Origin of the sequence: Nostoc sp. 2RC, from assembly GCF_014222165.1 — a bacterium.
GTDB classification, from domain to species: domain Bacteria; phylum Cyanobacteriota; class Cyanobacteriia; order Cyanobacteriales; family Nostocaceae; genus Nostoc; species Nostoc linckia.
This window is the reverse complement of sequence record NZ_JACKZU010000109.1, coordinates 1-21,829: the sequence shown is the minus strand read 5'-3', so window position 1 is coordinate 21,829 and position 21,829 is coordinate 1. Positions and strand designations below refer to the sequence as shown.

General features: G+C 41.4%; 14 protein-coding genes. 5 read left to right on the top strand and 9 right to left on the bottom strand.

The annotated features are described in order from the left end of the window. Window positions 1-169: 169 nt before the first annotated feature. Window positions 170-5,203, top strand: a complete 5,034-nt coding sequence (locus GNE10_RS14605) for a CHAT domain-containing protein (protein ID WP_185565795.1) — start codon at window positions 170-172, stop codon at window positions 5,201-5,203. A 437-nt stretch (window positions 5,204-5,640) separates the two neighbouring features. Here GNE10_RS14605 and GNE10_RS36380 read toward each other — a convergent pair whose 3' ends face one another. From GNE10_RS36380 to GNE10_RS14590, 3 genes are all read right to left on the bottom strand, one after another. Further along, window positions 5,641-6,981: a glycoside hydrolase family protein gene (locus tag GNE10_RS36380; RefSeq protein ID WP_185565794.1), complete on the bottom strand. Its 1,341-nt coding sequence runs from the start codon at window positions 6,979-6,981 to the stop codon at window positions 5,641-5,643. Between the two features lie 155 nt (window positions 6,982-7,136). Continuing rightward, complete coding sequence (locus GNE10_RS14595; protein WP_185565793.1) at window positions 7,137-8,849, bottom strand: bifunctional diguanylate cyclase/phosphodiesterase; 1,713 nt, start codon at window positions 8,847-8,849, stop codon at window positions 7,137-7,139. Window positions 8,850-9,566: 717 nt separating this feature from the next. Further along, on the bottom strand, window positions 9,567-10,154 hold the full coding sequence (locus tag GNE10_RS14590) for a DUF2459 domain-containing protein (protein ID WP_185565792.1): 588 nt from the start codon (window positions 10,152-10,154) through the stop codon (window positions 9,567-9,569). Window positions 10,155-10,195: 41 nt separating this feature from the next. Between GNE10_RS14590 and GNE10_RS14585 the strand changes: the two genes are divergently transcribed. Together GNE10_RS14585 and GNE10_RS14580 are read left to right on the top strand one after the other, a co-directional pair. Then, window positions 10,196-10,423, top strand: coding sequence for a hypothetical protein (locus GNE10_RS14585; RefSeq protein ID WP_185565791.1), 228 nt, complete (start codon window positions 10,196-10,198; stop codon window positions 10,421-10,423). A 240-nt stretch (window positions 10,424-10,663) separates the two neighbouring features. Further along, the gene (locus GNE10_RS14580; protein ID WP_185565790.1) at window positions 10,664-11,656 is read left to right on the top strand and encodes a zinc-dependent alcohol dehydrogenase family protein; all 993 of its coding nucleotides are present in this window, start codon (window positions 10,664-10,666) and stop codon (window positions 11,654-11,656) included. Window positions 11,657-11,767: 111 nt separating this feature from the next. On the opposite strand, the gene GNE10_RS14575 is transcribed toward GNE10_RS14580, so the two are convergent. Further along, a complete protein-coding gene (locus GNE10_RS14575) occupies window positions 11,768-12,091 on the bottom strand; it encodes an acylphosphatase (protein WP_099072607.1) in 324 nt (107 codons plus the stop codon). A gap of 213 nt (window positions 12,092-12,304) precedes the next feature. Further along, entirely contained in the window at window positions 12,305-12,523 is a 219-nt protein-coding gene (locus GNE10_RS14570; RefSeq protein ID WP_099072606.1) for a polyribonucleotide nucleotidyltransferase, read from the bottom strand. A gap of 202 nt (window positions 12,524-12,725) precedes the next feature. On the opposite strand from GNE10_RS14570, the gene GNE10_RS14565 reads away from it, so the two are divergent. Next, window positions 12,726-13,103, top strand: a complete 378-nt coding sequence (locus tag GNE10_RS14565; protein ID WP_099072605.1) for a DUF1823 family protein — start codon at window positions 12,726-12,728, stop codon at window positions 13,101-13,103. Between the two features lie 652 nt (window positions 13,104-13,755). Further along, entirely contained in the window at window positions 13,756-15,414 is a 1,659-nt protein-coding gene (locus tag GNE10_RS14560) for an alpha-amylase family glycosyl hydrolase (RefSeq protein ID WP_185565789.1), read from the top strand. A 164-nt stretch (window positions 15,415-15,578) separates the two neighbouring features. Here the strand turns inward: GNE10_RS14560 and GNE10_RS14555 are convergent, their stop codons facing one another. The 4 genes from GNE10_RS14555 to nfi form a co-directional block, all read right to left on the bottom strand. Beyond that, window positions 15,579-17,540, bottom strand: a complete 1,962-nt coding sequence (locus GNE10_RS14555) for a tetratricopeptide repeat protein (RefSeq protein WP_311774813.1) — start codon at window positions 17,538-17,540, stop codon at window positions 15,579-15,581. 539 nt (window positions 17,541-18,079) lie between these two features. Further along, window positions 18,080-20,038 (bottom strand): FHA domain-containing protein, encoded by a 1,959-nt coding sequence (locus GNE10_RS14550; protein ID WP_185565788.1) that lies wholly within the window; start codon window positions 20,036-20,038, stop codon window positions 18,080-18,082. A 149-nt stretch (window positions 20,039-20,187) separates the two neighbouring features. Further along, window positions 20,188-20,775 carry an FHA domain-containing protein gene (locus GNE10_RS14545; protein WP_185565787.1) on the bottom strand — a complete coding sequence of 196 codons (588 nt, stop codon included), beginning with the start codon at window positions 20,773-20,775 and terminating at the stop codon, window positions 20,188-20,190. A gap of 108 nt (window positions 20,776-20,883) precedes the next feature. Continuing rightward, window positions 20,884-21,549: a deoxyribonuclease V gene (gene nfi / locus GNE10_RS14540; RefSeq protein ID WP_185565786.1), complete on the bottom strand. Its 666-nt coding sequence runs from the start codon at window positions 21,547-21,549 to the stop codon at window positions 20,884-20,886. Window positions 21,550-21,829: the final 280 nt, after the last annotated feature.

The following is a 21,829-nucleotide window of genomic DNA, read 5'->3' as shown; positions in this document are numbered from 1 at the left end:
CCCCCATCCCCCCATCTCCCATGCCCATCTATATGCATTGAATATCATATTTTTGATATGGGAATTTAAGAAAATTTGTAACTAAAAAATAATAAACAGTAATGATTACCTAAGTGAAAGTCCTGAGCATTATATTCTGGTAATTAGGTAGAAAATTTAGATTAGTGCCATGTCACCACTGATTTCCGTTGTCATCGTTAATTACAATCGGGAAGCTTACCTTCAAGAAGCGATCGCCAGCGTCTTGGCTCAGACATGGCAAGACTTTGAGCTAATCATTTGGGATGATGGTTCTAGTGATGGATCGATGGCGATCGCTAAAAAATACGCTCAAGAAGATGGGCGAGTGCGGGTAATCGCCGCACAGCATCAAGGTGTTGCCGCAGCTTGTAAGGCGGCAATTCACCAAAGTACTGGCAGTTACATCGGTATACTTGATAGTGATGATATCCTCGCCCCTACCGCCCTGGCTGAAACCGCCGCAGTCCTCAATGACAACCCAAAAACAGGATTTGTTTATACTGATTATTTAAATATTAATGCGGAGGGTAAAGTTCTCGGTTACGGTCATCGCTGTCATATCCCCTACTCCAAAGAAAATCTGTTGGTCAACTTTATGACTTTCCACTTCCGCTTAATGCGGCGTTGTGTTTACGAAGAAGTGGGAGGTATCAATGCATCCTTTAGTATTAGTGCTTATGATTACGATTTGTGTTTAAGGCTTGCGGAAGTTGCCCAGGTGCGGCGAGTTCAACAGCCTTTATACTTCTACCGAATTCATTCTCAAAGCATCTCTGTGATGAGAAGAACAGAACAAATGTTCTGGTCAAAACAAGCGATCGCTCAAGCACTTTGGCGACGGGGATTGGCAAATAAGTTACAAATCGATGTGGAATTTTCCACAGGTAGGTTTATTCTGCGGCGCAAAAAATCTTTACTATCTACTATCGCCGCTTCAGTACTGGTTTTTGCTCCACTTTTAAGCCTCATCAGTCCCAAATTAGCCCAAGCACAGCAAATTGTTCCGGCTGCTGATGGTACGAACACAATTGTCACCCCCAATGGCAACCAACTTAATATCACCGGGGGTACAACTTCTGCTGATGGCGCTAACCTCTTCCACAGCTTTCAACAATTTGGAATTTCACCAGAACAAATCGCCAACTTTCAAGCCAGTCCAGCCCTACAAAATATCCTTGGGCGAATCACAGGGGGCGATGCTTCCATTGTCAATGGTTTAATTCAGGTGAGTGGTGGTAGCCCGAATCTGTTTTTGATGAATCCAGCCGGATTTATTTTTGGAGCCAACGCCAGCTTAAATGTACCTGGTGCTTTCACGGCGACAACAGCCAATGGCATTGGTTTTGGGGGCAGTTGGTTTAATGCCAGTGGTGTTAATGATTACAGTGCTTTAGTGGGAAACCCCAATGGATTTGCTTTTAGTACTAGTCAACCAGGGGCCATTATCAATGCCGGAAATTTGGCAGTGGGTACGGGGCAAAATTTGAATTTATTGGGTGGTACAGTAGTCAACACCGGGCAAATTTCAGCACCAGGAGGACAAATTACCCTTACATCCGTACCTGGTCAAAATTGGGTGCGCCTCAGTCAGCCAGGAAATATACTGAGTCTGGAAATTCAGCCCTTGGCCTCTAGTAGTAACCAGCCCAATAGCTGGACAATTCCCATTGCATCTTTACCAGAATTACTCACCATTGGTAATACCAACACTGGGTTAACTGCTAATCCTGATGGCACGGTACAACTAACAAACTCTAACGTCAAAATTCCTGCAACTCCAGGAACAACCATTGTTTCTGGCACAGTGGATGTATCCAGTCAAACAGGCGGCACAGTAACCGCTTTGGGTACAAAAGTGGGGGTAATTGATGCCAATATCAACGCCTCTGGAACCAATGGCGGCGGTACTGTGTTAATTGGCGGAGATTACCAAGGTAAAGGAAGTTTACCCAATGCACAGCAGACTTATGTTAACTCCAATTCCCTAATTAATGCCGATGGTAAAGTCAATGGCAATGGCGGACGGGTAATTGTTTGGGGTGACAATACAACCCAATATTTTGGTAACATTTCGGCACGTGGAGGAGCAAATTCTGGTAATGGTGGTTTTGTCGAGGTATCGGGTAAAAATTCCTTGACCTTCAACGGTGTGGTAGATACTTCAGCCGCCAATGGTAGCTTTGGGACATTATTGCTAGACCCCAGCACCTTGACTATTATCGATGGTGGTGCAGGGACTTTTGATGGCACAGCGGCGAATATTGCCTTTGGCGATGCAGATATTGGGGCAAATACCGTTTCATGGGGTGCGATCGCCGCTTCTGGTACAAATATCAACCTCCAAGCTACAGGTGATATTACCATCAATGACATCACCGGAGCCACACCTGGAGTCACCACCGCCGCTGGTGTTGCGACATTAAACTTGGGTATTGGCGGTAGCTTCAGCCTCTCCTCACAAACTGGTTCTGTAAACTTTGTTGACACTACCAACACAATTGCCACAACTGGAGGAGCAATAAATATATCTGGAGCTAGTTTGTCACTAGGAAATTTAGATACCAGTAATGGTGGTGGAACTGCTGGCAACGTGAATTTATCTGCCATTAATGGCATCACAGTAGGTAACATTATTAGCACTGGTGACGGCTACTCTGGGGGTAATGTCAACTTGTCTGCGGGTGGTGACATTATCGCCAACACCATTAATTCTAGTTCCACTGGTGCAGGTGGAGCGGGTACGGGTGGCAATGTAGTAGCAACAACCACAAATGGCAGTATTACTACAGGCGCAATTAATTCCTCTATAACCAAAACAGGGGGCGGTAATTTTGTGGGCACAGCTGGTGCGGTTACCTTGACTGCCACAGATGATATTACCGTTAATGGGGGTATTAATGCCTCTGCAAATGCCTCCGGAGTAGATGGTGAAGTAAGTACTACAGGTGGTGCAGTCAGCTTAAGCGCCACAAATAATATTACGGTGAATGACGCTATTAATGCTTCAGCGATCGCTGGCGGATTTGATACAGAAATTGCCACAGGTGGCAACGTTACCCTACAAACTAACAGTACTGCTGGCAGCACAATTCGTTTTACTAGCATCAATACACAGACTGTATCGTCACCTGAAAGTACTCTCACTAGTGGCAATGTGCAAGTGTTGAGCAACGGACTAGTTCAAGGCACAGGCGCAGGTACTACCATTGCCACAGCTCGACTTTTCTTAGATCCTTTCAGTGAAGCAGGAAGTGTGAGTGTTGCTGGAGGTACTGTCAGAATTCAGCATGATGGAGGCCCAGATAATGTGCCATTTATCGTTGGTGATGCCACGAGTACCAATGGCACAGCCGGAATAATTGATACTGGAGGCGGTTTAACCATCAATGCAGGAAACTTTCCCGTCTTACCCACTGGTGGAGATGCTGCCGGCACCCCAGCTAGTGTTACCATTACATCGGTGAATACCCCGCCGACCCTGACAACAAACACACTTTTATCATCTAATGCCCAAGTCAATGAAAGCGTAAGCTTCACATTCACAGCCAGCCCTAGCGATGTGAATTTAGATAACACCACTGTTTTTATTGATGCCATCCAAGCAGGAACCTTGAGACGAGGCGAAACAATTTTAGCTGCGGGAGACACATTAACTATAGGTGAAACATTAAATTACACGCCACCGACCGATAGCACAGGGCTAATCAATGCATTCACTCTCAGAGCCAGCGATGTTGTTTCATCCTCAGAACCCGTACAGGTAGCAATCAACGTCAATACACCCCAAATTCCTCCCGAAATTCCTCCCGAAATTCCTCCTGAGAATCCCAATATTCCCCCTTGCTCATTCCAGTGCAATCCACCAAACCCAGATAATCCAAATCCAGGCAATCCTCAGATTGGTGACCCTGTGATTAATACCGATCCTACTCCCGAAGATAACTTTACAGATGATTTTGGCAGTTATTTAGGCATACCTAATCCCAAAATTAAAACATTGGATGATGCCAAAGAAATTGCTCGCAAAATAGAAGAAGCCACTGGTGTAAAACCTGCATTTATTTATATCAGTTTTGTGCCTGTGGAAATTATTCCAGAGAGAACTAAACAGCTGAATAATCTACTAGAACAGGATAGCGATGAATTAGAAATAGTGGTAGTCACTGGAAAAGGTGACCCCATTCGCAAACGTATTCCAGAAACCACCAGAGCCAAAGTTTTACAAGTAGCTCAAGAATTTCGCGACCAAATTATTAGTCCCCAAAATCGTCGCCGCACTGCTTATTTGCGTTCGGCTCAACAACTTTATCGTTGGATAATTGCACCACTAGAAGCAGATTTACAAACTAGAGAAATTAACAATTTAGTCTTTTTACCAGACATTGGTTTGCGTTCAACACCAATGGCAGCACTCAACGATGGTAAACAATTCCTGGTAGAAAAATACAGTATTGGCTTGATGCCGAGTCTCAGCTTAACCAACACACTATATACAGATATTAGAAAATCTCAAATTTTAGCCTTGGGTGTTTCTGAAAGTACTCAAGGGCAAAATCCTTTACCAGCTGTTCCCGTGGAAATTTCAACATTGGTATCCAAACTCTGGCAAGGTAAATTGTTGTTAGACAAACAAGCTACTTTAGAAAATCTCAAAAGTGTCCGCCGTCAACAACCTTTTGGGATTATTCACATGGCTACCCATGCCGATTTTGTGGCTGGCGGCTTAAGCAAGTCCTACATTCAACTATGGGACGACAAGTTACGCTTGAATCAATTACGCCAGCTGCGGTTAAACGAACCTCAAGTAGAAATGATGGTGTTGAGTGCTTGTAGGACAGCTTTGGGCGATAAAGAATCAGAACTTGGGTTTGCGGGTTTAGCAGTATTAGCAGGTGTGAAAACCAGTGTTGCGAGTCTTTGGTCAGTTAACGATTCCGCTACAGCAGGAATGATGACCAAATTTTATGAGAACTTAAAGACTTCTCCAATCAAAGCAGAAGCTTTAAGACAAGCTCAAATAGCTATGGCCAAAGGGCAGATTTACTTAAAGGATGGTGAAATTCAAGGTTTGGGAGTGGTGGGAAATTTGCCTTTGCCGGCTGCAAGTGTTGATCGAGTTGATGAATCATTTATGCATCCTTATTACTGGGCTGGATTCACAATGGTGGGTAATCCTTGGTAACAAGAATTCAGAATTCAGAAGTCAGAATTCAGGGTTAAGTAGAACGACTTGAAAAAACCAAACTATGTTAAGTAATGTAAAAGAATAAAATTCAGTTCGTAGTGAGGACTTTAGTCCTTTTTTGAGAACTAAAGTTCTCACTACAAACCTTTAATTATTTATCCTGTTCTACTTATCTTTGTAATTTATAAACTTGTTTCGATGGCAACGCAACGCCAATCTTCATACAGAATTGGTATTACTACAAACCTATTAGAACTAATGGGACACACCAGTAGTGGTGCGGCAAGGCTAAAATGTTGTATTAGATTTTTGTGAAAAGTCACATAAATCAATGTTTTTTGCTTTATTCTCAATGTACTATTTTAGGCTTGTCATACCACTACTTTTACTCTTAACTGAACCGTATTGCCCTATGGGATAGGTGCAATCTTACCTCACAGCCCCCAATCGACCACTAATAAACGTGGATGAAACTCCCCCAATAAACGCACAAGTTCTTTTAAGTCTTCAAGAGAAGTTGGACAAACACAACCTGCACTACCAGGATTGTTTCCCTCCTGAATCCAATTCCAATCAACATGAAATCCAAAGTCGCCACGGTCATCTGATTGCTTCCCAACGAAAGGAACCCATACAGGGCCTATTCCGTTGTTTGGGTGTGGGTGAGATGCATTGTAGTTATCTTTACCTCGTGCCCAAGAAATATCGCCAATAGTATAGCGACCTTGAGGGATTGGCTGTAGACTACGTGGCAAACTGTCAGGATCGCTAAATAGTAAAAAACGCTGCGCTCCTGGTGCACCAGATACGACTTTTAGAGATTCGACCACACCCCCTGTGGGATCGACAAACTCCAATTTGCACCATTCCAATCCTTGATATGCGTCCTTACGGGTACGTGTGAGGCGGCAATAAACACCCCGTTCTGGTGTAACAGGAGGCACAAGTCCCCTTGCTCGTTTCAGAGCATTTTCCATCGCCCTTTTGGTTTCTGGCCCGACCTTACCATCAATTTTGCTTAAAGCCTCACGTCTTTGCAGAAGTTCAACAGCACTTTTTGTAATATCACTAAACTCGTTCGGCTGCGGAGCCATCCGAAGAAATCCTAATCCTGCAAGAGCGCAATTGAGGATGTAGGAATCATCTCCCACATCACCTTTTACAAGTAATGCACGGGTAAATGGTAGAGGTACGGGAGCAGGTTTATAAGGATATTCTTCTACTGATGAAGTAGTAGGGGTTGTGATAGAACCTGAAGTAGAACTTCCAGAACCTCCCACAGAAGGATTCAACCCATCTCTTCGGAACAGAGCCTCTTCGTCATTGCGACGATTGACTAGTCCTGGCAAAATTCTTCTAGTACCGTTGTCTGTGCCATTTACCCAACGATCGAATTCACCGGCTGCGCCTTCATAATCTACGTCATTATTCAGTTTTCGCAATAGTGTTGACTCACTAAATGCTCCAATACCAATGTTATAAACGAACGAAACCAAGGCATCAAACATACTTTGGGTTAAAGCACTCTGACAAAGCCTATCTACATCTTCTGCTGCTTCTTCAACCTCAAGCTTCAGCCAGCGTTCTGCTGTTGTTTGACTAATCACATCACCTTGCTGAATGGGTCTGTCTAAATCAAGGTGTTCTATAGAGCCGTACCCAATCGTCCATATTCCAACTGGATCTTTGTACGCTTCAATCAAACCATCAGGGCGCTTCCGGTGCAGTCCCTCCCATTTTTTAATTAAGCTCAAGCAGTCGTTACTTGGTTTCACACTTTTACCTCTACTCTAAAGTTCTTCTTAGACAGGACTTACGCAAACAATAGCCAAAAAGATTGATGTAGATGCAAAGCGGCCCCAGGGTATTGCCCCAGAGCGTATGTAGTTTTACGTAAGTCCTATTAGAGTATCTTCAAATTTTTCGATTATTATGCAGCTATCTGGTGTATTTGCAGAGAATTCTGCTTGAGTATTTCGGTGATTCTGTCGGGAGGAGCAGGAATACCAAAGTAAAATCCTTGGCCTTCTTGACACCCACGTTTTTTTAAATATTCAAGCTGTTCTTGGGTTTCTACGCCTTCTGCGGTAATTTTCAATTGCAGACTTTTAGCTAATGCAATGATGGCATCGGTAACTGCGGCGCTATCAGCATTTGATGTTACGTCATGCACAAACGAGCGGTCAATTTTGAGCATGTTCACAGGAAAGCGCTTCAAATAATTGAGAGAAGAATAACCAGTACCGAAGTCATCCAAAGCCAGCCATACTCCTACTTCTCGTAGTTGTTTGAGGGTTTTCACTGAGTGCTGAATATCGGCTATTAAGGAGCTTTCAGTAACTTCCAATTCTAAATAAGATGGTTGCAGTTTCGTCTTTTCTAGTGTTTGTTTGACAACCTCGACTAAATTGGCTTGTTCAAATTGTCTAGCCGAAAGGTTAACTGACATGCGAATTGGGGGTAGTCCTGCAAGTTGCCAGTTTCGATTTTGGGCGCAGGCAGTTCGCAACACCCATTCACCAATAGGTACAATTAAACCGTTATGTTCGGCAATGGGAATAAACTTTCCTGGAGATATCAAACCTCTTGTGGGATGTTGCCAGCGTATTAGTGCTTCTACTGCTGTGAGTTGTTTGGTGTGTAAATCAATGAGGGGTTGATAATAAATTACAATTTCGCCGCGTTCCAGCGCTCCATGTAATTCGTTTTCTAATGCTAATCGTTCTTGCAACTGAGCGTTAATTTCTGGTGAATAGAATTGGTGTTGACTAGAGCCTTGTTGTTTTGCTTGATACAGGGCGATGTGAGCTTGTTGCAATAGTCGATCTACACTATGACGATCGCCTAAGTTACTAATGGTAATACCTACACTCACTGTAATGTGAATTTGCTGGTTATCGATCGAGAAGGGTTTAGACAGTATACTCTGTAAGGTTTTCGTAAAACTAATCACTTTCTCAAAGGATAAAATATCCATCTGAGCAATAGCAAATTCATCTTGAGTTAAACGCGCCAAGATATCTGTTTTACCCATACAGTTTGTCAAACGTTGGGCAACTGCTCTTAATAGATGATTAGATGTTTCATGCTCCAAGCCATGACTGATACCGGTGAAATCATCAATGGCTAGGGAAAGAACAGCAATCAATTGCTGCTGATTTTGAGATTGTGACACATTTTGGTAAAGGCGATCGCTAAATAAATCTCGATTCGGTAACCCAGTCAAATTGTCATAGTTAGTAATCTGGTGGATTAACTCATCTAATTTGTAGAGAGTTTGTGAAGTATCTGCCATCAGTGTACCTGCTTCATCAGCAAATTTTGTCGGCAGTTGTGGTAATTTTTTGGTTTGCAAATAGTCTTGCAATGCCGCAGATGTCAAAATTACAGGAGCAAGTAGATAGTGTAATGCCAAAAGAGTAGCCGCTGTTCCTGCTAATGTCGCCAAAAGAGCATTCAGCAATACCCTGATTGCTATTTCCCAAGAATAGGAATTAGAAGTTACAAAATTGAAGATTAAAGCCAAAAGTGGTACGTGAGTTCCTAAAAACGCCACTACCATAATTTTGGCAGTATATCTTGTTTGCAGTAATGGGAAATAAGCCAGAGAAGAGTATAGAAAAAGTTTTTGATTGAGCTGCATAAATGTACCTTGAATTTGATAACTAGAAAATGCTTTACTACTAAGTCTTTGGTAATTTAACGATTACCCAGGGATTGCTGTATGGTCGTTGCAAAGTTATTCACAGTTAGAATTGCCATCCGAAGTCGGTACTTATACCTTGTTGAGAATTCATTGATAATGTGCAATTTATGTGAGATTACTTTGTTTTACGTCTTTATGTCATATATTGACACTAGTTTTCAGCTAATTAAAATAATTTGTTTCCATCTTCATAAAAAAAATAATTAGATATGAAAATAGTTATAAGTACTTGTTTTGTGAATTTTTACTATAGGATTGATATTTGATTTCAAGAAATACACGTAGGATGGATTAGCCTTTGTGTAACCCACTATTTAAAAGTTTTTATGTGTTAGGCTATCCCATAAAACAATGAGATTTTCTCATAAATTAAATAGGATTTTGATAATAAGAAATTTTCACTTATACCGTTTTTTATGAGGCTGCGCTAAATATTAGATTTTTTAACGCAAAGGCACGCTGAGGTCAGCGCAAAGGGGCGCTGAGGTTAATTGACTACATTCCAAAATAATTAGGCGCATCTTCATAGAGAATTGGTATTAATGTAGATTTGAAAAAGTTCAACACTCGAAAAAATAGAGGCGATAATAATTCGTTGACAGTCAAACGTCAACACCTAACATAAAAACACATACAAATTAAATCCCTGACAAATTATTTATTTTGGACTCTAAAATTAGCCCATAAAACCAAACCGTTGACTTGACATTCTAAATCTTTCAACCAAGCAATTAATTCGTGGTTACTATTGTGTAGTATGTGATAATTTTCTTCATCTCGGACAAAATTTAGTCCTAGTTGATGATTTTCAATTAGTGTGTCGATATTTTTCATGAAGCGTTTATCTAACGTTTGAGTTAATTGTATTGCTTTGCTTTGTGCTACTTTAAAACTCAATAAATTAATATTTTTCCTAGCTACCATTTGTTGCAAATCATCAATACGAGAAAATTTCCGTCGTCCCAGAGTGCCTTTAGTTGGTATAAAAAGTGCAGCTAGTCCATTCTTCAAGTCGTGCTGATTGAGTGCAAAGTAATTCCAATCACCATAGGCGTATACAACTAATCCGCCGTTGCTATTAGGTAAAACTAGTTCCGAATGCCAGAAAAAATCAAGAACGTAGACAGCGATCGCCTGTTGGGGAATGGTGGGAGGTATAATAACTTTAGGAGTAAATATCCAAACCAGCACAATAGAAGTAACAAATGCCAAAATAAATATTACAATCCGGCGTAAACGCATACTTACAGATAAGATTTAACTTCTAAGTGAGAAATATCCTAATGATTAGTTTAGTATTGTTATTAATTGGTTTAGGAGTTTTATTTTTAGGTTGGAAAACTAGAGACGAAATTCATCGTATAGCGAGTCTGGTAACTGGAACCATTGCTTTGATTTGGGGATTTTCTCTAGCTCCCTTATCATTTCAATTAATATCTGAGATTATTTCCGTTCTTGCAGCTTTTTCTCTTTGTATGCGTTGTTTGGGTTGTGGTTTTAACCGAAATTAATCAAGACTTAGGGAACTCCAAAAAATCAATTAAGTAGGCCGATGTAAATAATTATTGTTGGGATAAGGCAGTTCTTGCTGGGAGCAGGGAGCAGGGGGAGAAAGAGTTTGAGCCTTATTTACTTTTCTTTACATAGTTTGGTTTTATTTCACCGACTTACTTATTCCGGTTAAAGCGTTGAGTGTTGACTGTTAACTGTTAACTCTGAACGATTCCTATAGAAAAAACTTGGAATTGCTTATGCGTGCAATGATTTTAGATGCACCGCATCAACCTTTAAGGCTAGGAGAGTTACCAATACCAAAACCAAACTCTCAGCAAATATTGATTCGGGTTCGTGCTTGCGGTGTTTGTCGCACAGATTTACATATAGTTGATGGAGAATTGACGCACCCCAAACTACCTTTAGTACTGGGACATCAAATTGTAGGTATTGTAGAAGCGATGGGTGATGGCGTTGATAAATTTAGTATTGGTCAACGAATTGGCGTTCCTTGGCTGGGTTATACTTGTGGCGATCGCTGCCCTTACTGTCTTTCCAGTCGTGAAAATTTGTGCGATTACGCAGAATTCACTGGTTACAATCTTGACGGCGGTTATGCAGAATACACTGTTGCCGATTACCGCTTTTGCTTTCCCCTAGACCCTAGCTTTTCTGATTTGCAAGCTGCACCCCTATTATGTGCTGGCTTAATTGGCTATCGTGCTTACAAAATGACAGGTGATGCACAAAAATTAGGTTTTTATGGCTTTGGTTCCGCTGCTCACATTTTGATACAACTAGCTCGCCATCAACAACGTCAAGTGTTTGCTTTTACTCGTCCCGGTGACGTTCCAGGACAAGAATTTGCCCGTCAATTGGGTGCATATTGGGTGGATGGCTCAGATGTATTACCCCCAGAACCATTGGATGCAGCGATTATTTTTGCTTCCGTAGGTCAACTCGTACCAGCCGCTTTGCGTGCAGTTACCAAAGGCGGCGTCGTAGTTTGTGCTGGAATTCATATGAGCGATATACCCTCTTTTCCTTATGAAATTCTTTGGCAAGAAAGAGTATTGCGTTCTGTAGCCAATTTAACTCGCCAAGATGGAGAAGAATTTCTCACCTTAGCACCCAAAGTTCCTATCCGCACCCAAGTAAAGACTTTTCCCTTAGCTCAAGCAAATCAAGCTTTAGATGCCCTTCGTAGTGGCAAAATTTCTGGAGGTTCGGCTGTTTTAGTAATTGATTGATACTTTAGTCATTAGTCATTGGTCATTAGAGTGTTGACTTTTGACAGGTGACTGGTGAGCGGGAAGTTATTATTCTCCTCTACCCCATCTCCCTTGTCTCCCTTGTCTCCCTCATCTCCCCATCTCCCCATTCCCAACTCCCCGCTTAACTTCAAATCCCCGCAGACCTTCCGGTTCTTCGTACTCAACTATCACCTCTTTGACCATAGCAGCCGGTGGCCCGGAGTGACACCAACGAACCATCTCATCTACAATTTCTCGCGCCCCTTCAAAAACTGCTTCTACTCGACTATCCGGGAGATTCCGCACCCAACCAGTTAATCCTAACTGGCTAGCTGTATCCACGGTGGCGTAGCGATATCCCACTCCTTGGACTCGGCCGGAAATGAATACATGGGCGCGGATAATCTTTGGTAGTGCTGTGGAATTGTGCATAGACTGGTCTATTCTTTACGATTCCAGTCTACCTAGTTTTGTATACACTACTAATACGCCAAGGCAACTTGGTGGAGGAAGGGGACTCATGTTTTTTATCCCTTCCCCTTTTCCCGGTTGGTGAGCCTGTCGAACCATTAACCTTTACCCAACCTCCACCTAAGATTTTTGGGTTGGCAGACTACTACCTGTTTTTAACTCGAATTTGGGAAATTAATCGCGGTCTTCGTCTTCCTCTTCGTCATTACGGCGATATCTGTACCCATAATCTTCGTCCTCTTCATCTTCGTCGCGATATCTGTACTCGCGATCTTCGTCCTCTTCGTCTTCGTTGCGATAACTGTATAGGGTGCGATCGCGATTATCCCATTCTTCATCGCCTCGTTTTTGTCTGCCACCGACTATATTCCTCAACAAATCGCCTATTCCCATAATTCTTGTCCTCCTGAGTTGGCGAATTCCCTAATCTAGGGTCACGTTAGTAGTAGTTTGTCTAATGCTTGTATTAGATAAATCTTCCAACAGGCGGAGATAAAAATAAAATTGCCCCCATCTTTAGAAGTGTTGTAAATTTTAATAGGCTAATCATCAAGGTTTGCTTAAATTCTGATTTTTGGATTTTGAATTTTGAGTTATGTCTAATCTGCCACCACTCAATACAGACACAATTTGGGCAATTCTCAACGAGCAACTAGATGATGTTACAGTTAATCAGTTGCTATGGCATTATCTAGGCTATCGTTATGATTCATCAACTGAAAAATGGGATAATAGCCAAGTTGCACCGCAATGGCAGGATGAGTACCCACAACCACCAGATTTTATTGACTCTCGCCCTGCAACAGTCAAGTTAACTCGTTCCATTCCCACTGAAAATAAACAATTACTCAAGGAAAAACTCGGCTTTAAAGGTTACAAAATTGGTGAATTTGGCCCCAGGCAAACTCGCAGGGCTACAGCAGCGAATTGGTTATTAAGTTATCTGCAACAAAATAGTACCAAAGCTGATTAAAAGAAAATTCAGAATTCACGTCTGATGTGAATTATTCAAATCAAAAAAATATCAAGGATTGTGCGCCCTGTAGAGACGTGGCAATTGCTAGTCTCTACTAATCCATATAATGCGTAATTCAGTAATATTTAAAATCAACCTTGTCTAACTTGACAACCATAGTTTGCTTACCAAAGTTTTGGGATTGCTTCCTTCATCGCCATGACAAAACAGAATAATTCCAAAATCAAGCTTTCAACATAGACAAGGTTTAGATGATTTATCAAGTATTTTCATTGATTATGATTAATTATGGTTGATTTTTTGTCTTTTGGAAATTAATTTAATTTTGATTTTTCCATCATCTTGCAGTTACTTCTTACTATAAAAAAGCGAAAATTTCCAAAAAATATCTAAATTTTTCAAAAAATATTTATCAAATATTCCTGAAGATAGAAGCACTAAATATTCAATTCACTCTCTAGAGCGATTTGCAAATCTAATTAATCATCAGAGAATGCATCTATAGCAATCACAAATAATTTGTGAAATCTTTACATATTAGGATTGTTGATTGTCAACAGTTAACAGTCAGCAGTCAACAATCAACACCAATATCTTTCACAAATCAAATAGGATTGCCATATCAATTATTGATGTTACAAACACTTCTATGACAAAGCCAATTGAATTTAATTTATTTGCACCATATAACAAAGGAGCCGCATTAGTTGGTTCTTTTTCTGATTGGCAAGAAATTCCAATGGAAAAAGGCGAGGATGGCTATTTCCGCACAACTGTTGAATTAGAAGATGGTGAATATCAATATAAATTTCGAGTTCAAACAAATTCATGGTTTTTTGAACCAGAACAATGGGTAGAAGTCACAGATCCTTACGCCACTGACATAGATGAAGTAGGTGGAAACGATAACGGTATTGTCCGTATCAAAGATGGGGAAAGAATTATTGATACTTATGTTTGGCAAAATGATGATAAACCTTTACCTGCTGACCACGAACTAGTAATTTATGAACTGCATGTTGGTGATTTTTCTGGTGGTGAAGATGACCCTTATGCACGAGGCAAATATAAACATGTTGTTGAAAAATTAGATTATTTGTCTGAATTAGGAATCAACGCTATTGAGTTGATGCCAATAAAAGAATATCCTGGCGATCATAGTTGGGGTTATAATCCTCGCTATTTCTTTGCCACAGAATCTAGTTATGGTTCTACTGCGGGATTGAAAAATTTGATTGATGAATGTCACGCTAGAGGCATTCGTGTAATTATTGATGGTATTTATAACCACTCAGAAGCATCTAGTCCGTTAACACAAATTGACCACGATTATTGGTATCATCACTCTCCCCGCGACCCTGATAACAACTGGGGGCCAGAATTTAATTACGAACATTACGACGAAAATTTAGATGTTCATCCAGCGCGGAAATTTATTGGCGATACAATCCGCTATTGGATTCAAGAATATCATCTTGATGGTATTCGGTATGATGCAGCGCGGCAAATTGCCAACTATGATTTTATGCATTGGATTGTGCAAGAAGCCAAAAACACTGCCGGGCCAAAGCCTTTTTATAATGTTGCTGAACACATTCCTGAAACCACCAGCATTACTAATGTAGATGGGCCGATGGATGGTTGCTGGCATGACAGTTTTTATCACTGCATTTTAGAACATATCTGTGGCGATACCTTTGATTTAGAACGCCTAAAAGATGTTATTGACTGCAAACGTCAAGGCTTTATGGGTGCTACCAATGTGGTAAATTACCTCACCAACCACGACCATCATCATCTGATGGTAGAAATGGGTAACCGTGAGATTTTTGATGAAGAAGCCTTTAGGCGGATTAAATTAGGAGTAGCTATCCTAATGACTGCTATTGGCGTACCTTTAGTGTGGATGGGTGAGGAATTTGGTGAGTATAAACCCAAACAAATTGAATCAGCTAAAATCGATTGGACACTGTTGGGTAATGATTTAAATCGTGGTTTATTTGAATATTACAAAGGTTTAATCAATCTGCGTAAAGGTAATCATGCCCTCTACACAGAAAACATCGATTTCATCCACGAAAATGCAGAGGCAAAAGTATTAGCTTATAGCCGTTGGAATGATCGAGGTTCTCGTGTAGTTGTGGTGGCGAATTTCTCAGAAAATTTCCTAGCTGGCTATCATATTCCTAACTTTCCGAACGGTGGTACATGGCACGAATGGACGGCGAATTATGATATCGAAGCCGGCGACGATGGCATCATTACTGATTTAGGCCCATACGAAGCTAAAGTGTTTGTGTGGCAGTAATCAAAGTATTAGTTTGTAGACAACATCCCAATAACAGAAAATAGGGGCGATATTTCGCCCTCTTTATTGTTTACTTTTGCAAGAAGTCTATTCATCAAGTTTGTTGACTTTTCACGGTCAACAGTCAACAGTCAACAATCAACTTAGTTAAGATACACCACACCTCAGTGATATGTTTCTTTTAAAAAGCTTGCATAATTCGCTCGCACTGTCATAGTAGTGGGATGACTTACCCCTAAAGTTTGTTCGCAAATTTTCAAAGCTTGCTCAAACAATGGTTTAGCTTTTCTGTAGCGTCTGGTATGACGATAGAGTGCTGCTAAATTATTCAGGCTAATGGCGACATCGGGATGGTTGTCTCCCAACAGACGTTTAGTCAGTTCCAAAGCTTGCTTATAGAAGGGTTCCGCTTCCCTGTAACGTCCTGTAGATTCGTAGAGTTGTCCTAAATTGTTTAAGCTGGTAGCAACATCGGGATGTTCTTCTCCCAACAGCCGTTTTCTCAGTTTTAAAGCTTGCTTTAGCAATGGTTCGGCTTCGCTGTAGCGTCCTGTAAAACAGTACAATGCCCCTAAATTGTTCAGGCTAGTAGCCACATGGGAATGTTCTTCTCCCACTAAGCGTTTCCAAAGTTCTAAAGCTTGCTGATACAAAGATTCTGCTTTTTTATAGCGTCCTATAGATTCGTAGACTACTGCTAAATAGCTCAAATTAGTGGCGACATCGGGATGTTCTTCTCCCAGCAAGCGTTTTCTTACTTTTAAAGCTTGCTCAAATAAAGGTCTGGCTTCGTTATAGCGTCCTGTAGATTCGTAGAGTAATGCTAAATTGTTCAGGCTAGTGGCGACATCTAGATGGTTATCTCCCAACAGACGTTTTCTCAGTTCTAAAGCTTGGCGATACAATGGCTCGGCTTGATTATAGCATCCTGTGGATTCATAAAGTGCTGCTAAATTGTTGAGACTAGCAACGATATAGGAATGTTCTAAATCAAGATGATTTTCAGTCAGTTCTACACACCGTTGCAACCAAGATTCTGCTTGTTGATAAAGTTTTTGACCTTGATAAAACCAAGCTAATTTTGTAAACAGCGTGATGAGATTTTCCGTGCTGAGATATTGGGATAGGTTGCTTGCAACTTCTTTGATGTGCGGGATATGTGGGGTGAAATTAACAATATCTTCAGGGTTAAGCTGTTGCGGAATTAGCTTTGCTAACTCTAACATCATGACTGCGAATTTAGTTTTTGCTTCATCCGCCTCACTAAAACTTTCCAATTTAATTCTGAGAAATTGCCGAATTAAGGGATTTAAAAGATAAATTCCTGGAGTTTTTTGTTGTAGCAAATGCAATTCCAGTAAATCGGCTATGGCTTGCTGATTTTCTTGTTGTTTTTGCTTATCTTCTATTGTCTCCACAGATAAGGGAATGTCAGTTAAAGCACACAAACTCAGCAAACAAGCAAAGCTTTGTGCATTTTTATCCAATTTTTCCCAACTCAATTCAAAAGCTTCAGTTACACCGTATTCATAAGGCATTAACGAGTTAGTATTGGCGCTTGGTTGATATTCTTCTCGCTTTTTCTCTAGTCGCTGGAGCAGGATTTCTAAAGACAAATCTGGTATGTTATTGAGATATCGTCCTACTAACTCTATGGCCAAAGATGAGTATCCCAAAAATTGACAAATTCTTCTGGTAACCCAAGGTTCTTGGTGCAGCCTTTCCCGAACCACCAGCGATTTGAATAATTTCATCGCCGCCAATGGTTTGAGGACATCCAATTCGCTATTATATTTTTCCCTCAGATAAGCTTGTAACTTTTCTAGTTTGTTTTGAGTGTTGGAAATAACTAGTTCAGGATAGTTCTGAGCAAATTTTTCATATAGTTCACCCATCCATTTTCTGAAAGCAGGGATATCAACGTTGAATTCGCTGACAAGTTGAGCTTCAGTTTTACTTAAGTTTTGAGTCTGAAAATAGTTTACAAAAGCTGCTGTCTGTTCAAGAGATAAGCCAGTAGTAGCAGCTTCTTTGGCTAGAAAATTAGCCCATTGCATAAATAGTTTATTAACATTATAAAATGTGTCGGGAAAACCTATTCCTTCTAGAGATGGGATGAAAGACACCCCGACACCGTTGACGGTTGACCGTTGACGGTTGACGGTTAACAGTCATCAGTCAACAGTATCTCGTGTTATCCCATCTCTAAAAGAGATGGCATGAGCTTAATTTTGATTTTAGTTTCTATTTATTTGCAAACTTCCTCTTCTTGAGAGAAATATACGTTTGCATACAAAGGTTTAAAAGCAGTGGCGACCTTTAGAGACTGACGGTTGAGCCTCAGTAGGTCAAAGTTGAGCTTTAGAACTTGAAACTGCAAAGCGATGTCTACGACGGGCTAAGTCTACGGTCTATCGTTTACTGTATTTAATTTCCAGGCAATAAGCAAGCCGTTTCTAGTGACTTTTTTACACTGCTGCAACCAAGGTTCTGCTTGCTGATAAAGTCCTTGACCTTGATAAAAGCAGCCTAAGCCTGTGAAAGGCTAGATTAAATCAGTGTAGAGACGTAGCATTGCTACGTCTCTACAAAGGTTTTGGGTAACGCAGAATTAATTTCACCAGATGTCTAATCCAAAATCTAAAATCCAAAATCCAAAATCCTATCAGGGTGACTGATTTAACGCCCACTTCAACCACTGCCCAAAGGAACTTACAAAATTCAATCTCTTAACTCCAGGGGCACGGGCGGCGGCGAGTCCATCAACGGCGACTAATGCGGCGTATTGCAAACCCAAGAAACTATCAACTGCCGCATAAGGGCCGCCAAGGGTAATGGCCCCGGCTGCATACATTTGTCCTCTGTCACTACGCATTTCTACTAATTCAAAATTGTTGGCGACAATTAATCGCCCCAGGTGATTCAGTGGCAAGTTGTAATGTTTAACAAAATCTTCTAGCAAAGGACTAGCGTTGACTTTGGCATCCAGTCCAGTAGCATCAACAATAAAGTCAGCAATCAATTTCATTTCCCCAAAGCTTTTTTCTCGGATGTGGGTAATAGTCCGGTTTTGGGGATCTCGTTCTACGTCCAGTACTTCGCCGAAGGTAATTTGATACCAGCCTTCGCTAATGCCCTCGCTAGTAATACGCTGCCAGTCCTGCCGGTCGGCGGTGGTAGTACCTCCCCAGTCTGCCAGTAGGCTTTTGCGTTCGTCGGGGGAGGCTTTTTCTAACATTGTCCGTAGTTCCCCGCCCCAACAAGCTTTCGGCCAGTTAAAGGGTTGAAATTCGTAATGATTTTTCACTGAACGCTGGGCATTTTGAAATTTGTTGCCTTGGGGTTTGGGCGATCGCATTAAATGTAAAACTGAAATATTCCGATTTCGCTTTCTGGCTTCGTAAATTCGCTGCAAAATGCGGGAAGCCACAATTCCCCGTCCCCGAATCAATACTGTACCACCTTGTTCTTCTAGTTGTTGATAAACGCGATCGTGTGCTTCGTAAGCGTTAACAACTGTTTGAAAATCTTGATATTTTTCTCTATAAGCTTGCAAATCTGGCAGAAATTGAATTGCTGGATATCCAGTAGCTAAATGTAAATAACGACCAACTAAAAAAGCATAATTTCCTGGGGCGCGAGAATAAGCTATGCAATACCTACCGTCATCGGTTTTGCGAATTGCCCGGACTCGCCCATAGCGATAAATTTGGTTCCAACCAATGCGCTTGGCTTCTCTGTCTATGGAATTAAAAACGTTACCGGAACGGGGTGTATAAGTTTCAGCAAATGTTGGTTCCGCAAACACCTGCCACAAATATTTAAATGCTGACTTTATATTTCCTTTACCAAAATCAGCCCAAGCTTCCCGCAAGGCATAACTAGGCCAGCCCCAAATATTATCAGGGCAGGAATCGGAATTAGACCGCAGTCTTTCATGCAGAGGAATTTGGGAATTCATACACAGCCGCTTATAACGGGCATAAGGTTCCGCCTCTAATCCCACAGCGACAATTTTGTCAGCACGCACGCCACTAATTCGCAGCAAATCAGCCCAAACAAAGCTACCCAGACCCGCCCCGATGGCCACATAATCAGTTTCATCCACTGGTAACCCAGTAGCGTAAAGCGCTTGCACAGGGACTTTTTGCGCTTGAAATGCTGGTGGTGGAAAATTCGTACCGGCGGTAATCCCAGGCTGGGCCACAGGCAAACTGGGGTCTGGGATATTGGTATTTGGGTTGAAGCGAATCGTTGAAGGAGGAGTAGTATCTGGTTCCGTGACATTGGCAGCAAACTTGATTGTAATGACATAGGGGCCAATTTGCAACGTATCGCCATTAGCCAGAACAGACCGTTTTTGCTGTTTACCATTGACAAAGACACCGTTAATACTGCCTTGGTCAATTACCACCAGATGATTTTGTTCCCAGTCAACAAGGGCGTGGTAGCGAGAAACTTCATTACTATTAAGCAACATCCTAGAAACCCGCTGTCCTCCATGTTCAGCAGGTAACCGAGCAAATTCCCGACCAAAAGCGATGGGTATATTTAAAATTGGTTCTCGCCGTTCTCCCGTCGCCGGATCTTCCCAACTTAATTGGATTTTTAGATGATTAGTCATTGGTCATTGGTCATTAGTCATTGGTCATTGGGCATGGGGCATTGGGCATGGGGCATGGGGCATTGGTCATTGGGCATTGGGCAGGGGCAGAGGAGAATAATAACTCCTAACTCCTAACTCCTAACTCCTAACTTTTAACTTCTGACTCCCTAACTCCCAGGTGCTACTAACACACTCACTGCGGCAGCCAAAGATGTGCCACACCAAGGACAGCCAATTTGCAGATTCTCTGGTGGGGAAACTTTTTGACATTTGGGACATTTCAAGCCATAAACTCCCGGTGGTGTGGAGGGTGTGGGTAAATGTTGGTGATGGTGATGGTGATGGTGATGTGCGATATTAACTGGTGAATGGGGATTTGCCACTGGTGGTTGTGGTGGAATTAAAATTGTTGCGGGAATGTTATCTGTGGAAATACTAGTAACTTTGAGTTGTATTTGTCCCAAAATAATATTAGTACCCTCGGATAAAGGCATTTCACCTTGAATTAGTTGCCGTCCATCTACCAGTGGAGGATTTTGCGATCGCAAGTTCCTCACATAAAAGCGCTGTTGCTGGGGATGAAAAAATATTTCAATATGCAAACCAGATACAGTAGGATTGCTCAGAACAATATCGCACCGGAGAGGATCGCGACCAATGCGGATGGTACCAGGATTTTTACTTGGCTGTTGTTCGTGAATGTTCTGTGTTTGTTCTTTACCTGCATCGTGCCACTGTAAAGTTAGTGCGTTCATTGTTCTAACTTTTTAACTTGTATTTTAGCTACTTCAACTTCTTTCTGTGCGATTCCTAACATGATTGAGTAGGTGCAAGCAAGTATTTAGAAAAAACTTCAATAACCTTTATCTTGCTGATGCTAATTTATCAGCAATCCGTGTAGTTTCTGGTAGACGATATTTCGGCGTGCAGCGTAATACATAGTCAATTGCTGTGGCTAAACTAATTCGATGACCGCTAGACACGTACAGAGGTTTTACTCCTGTGCGCGATCGCAAAACTGCTCCTATTATTTCACCTTGATGTCTGAGCGATCGCCAGTTCCCCCTAGTTTCTGGTAATTCTTCATGCTGACCTATCAATAATGATTTCGCTACACCAATTGTCGGTATATCCACAAGTACTCCCAAATGGCTAGCTATACCAAATCTCCGGGGATGGGCAATTCCTTGACCATCACACAAAATTAGATCTGGTATTGTTTTAATTTTTTCCAATGCATCCAAGACAGCAGGTATTTCCCGAAATGAAAGGAAGCCAGGAATATAAGGAAAAGAAGTAGGACGATGTGCTAAGCTCGTCTCAATTACTTGCAAGTCAGGAAAACTCAGTACTGCCACAGCTGCACGACTAATGGTACCGTCAGCTTCAAAACCCATATCAACTCCGGCGACGTACTGCACGGGTTCTTGCAGTTTATCTGATGTAATTACTTGATTTCGCAACTGTTCTTGAATAACTATGGCTTCCTCCACAGTTGAAGGCCATGCATGATGTTGATAAATCTTCATAATTAAAACTGGAATTTAATTAATATTAATCAAAGTCAATATTGAGAGTTAGCTTTCTGACGCGGTTGTTGTCCCACAGTTAAACGGTATTTTTCAGCTGTCTAGCTTTGCCAACATCAAAGACGAATATAAAATTGGGAAAGTCACAATAGCTGCAAAATCAAGAGTATCCTCACTACTTAATTTTCTTTGAATTATAAAACTATAGGAATCCTATTTGATTTTTGAACAAAATTCCGTACACTTTACTCTTTTATAACCCTGTTGCCTATTCCCTATT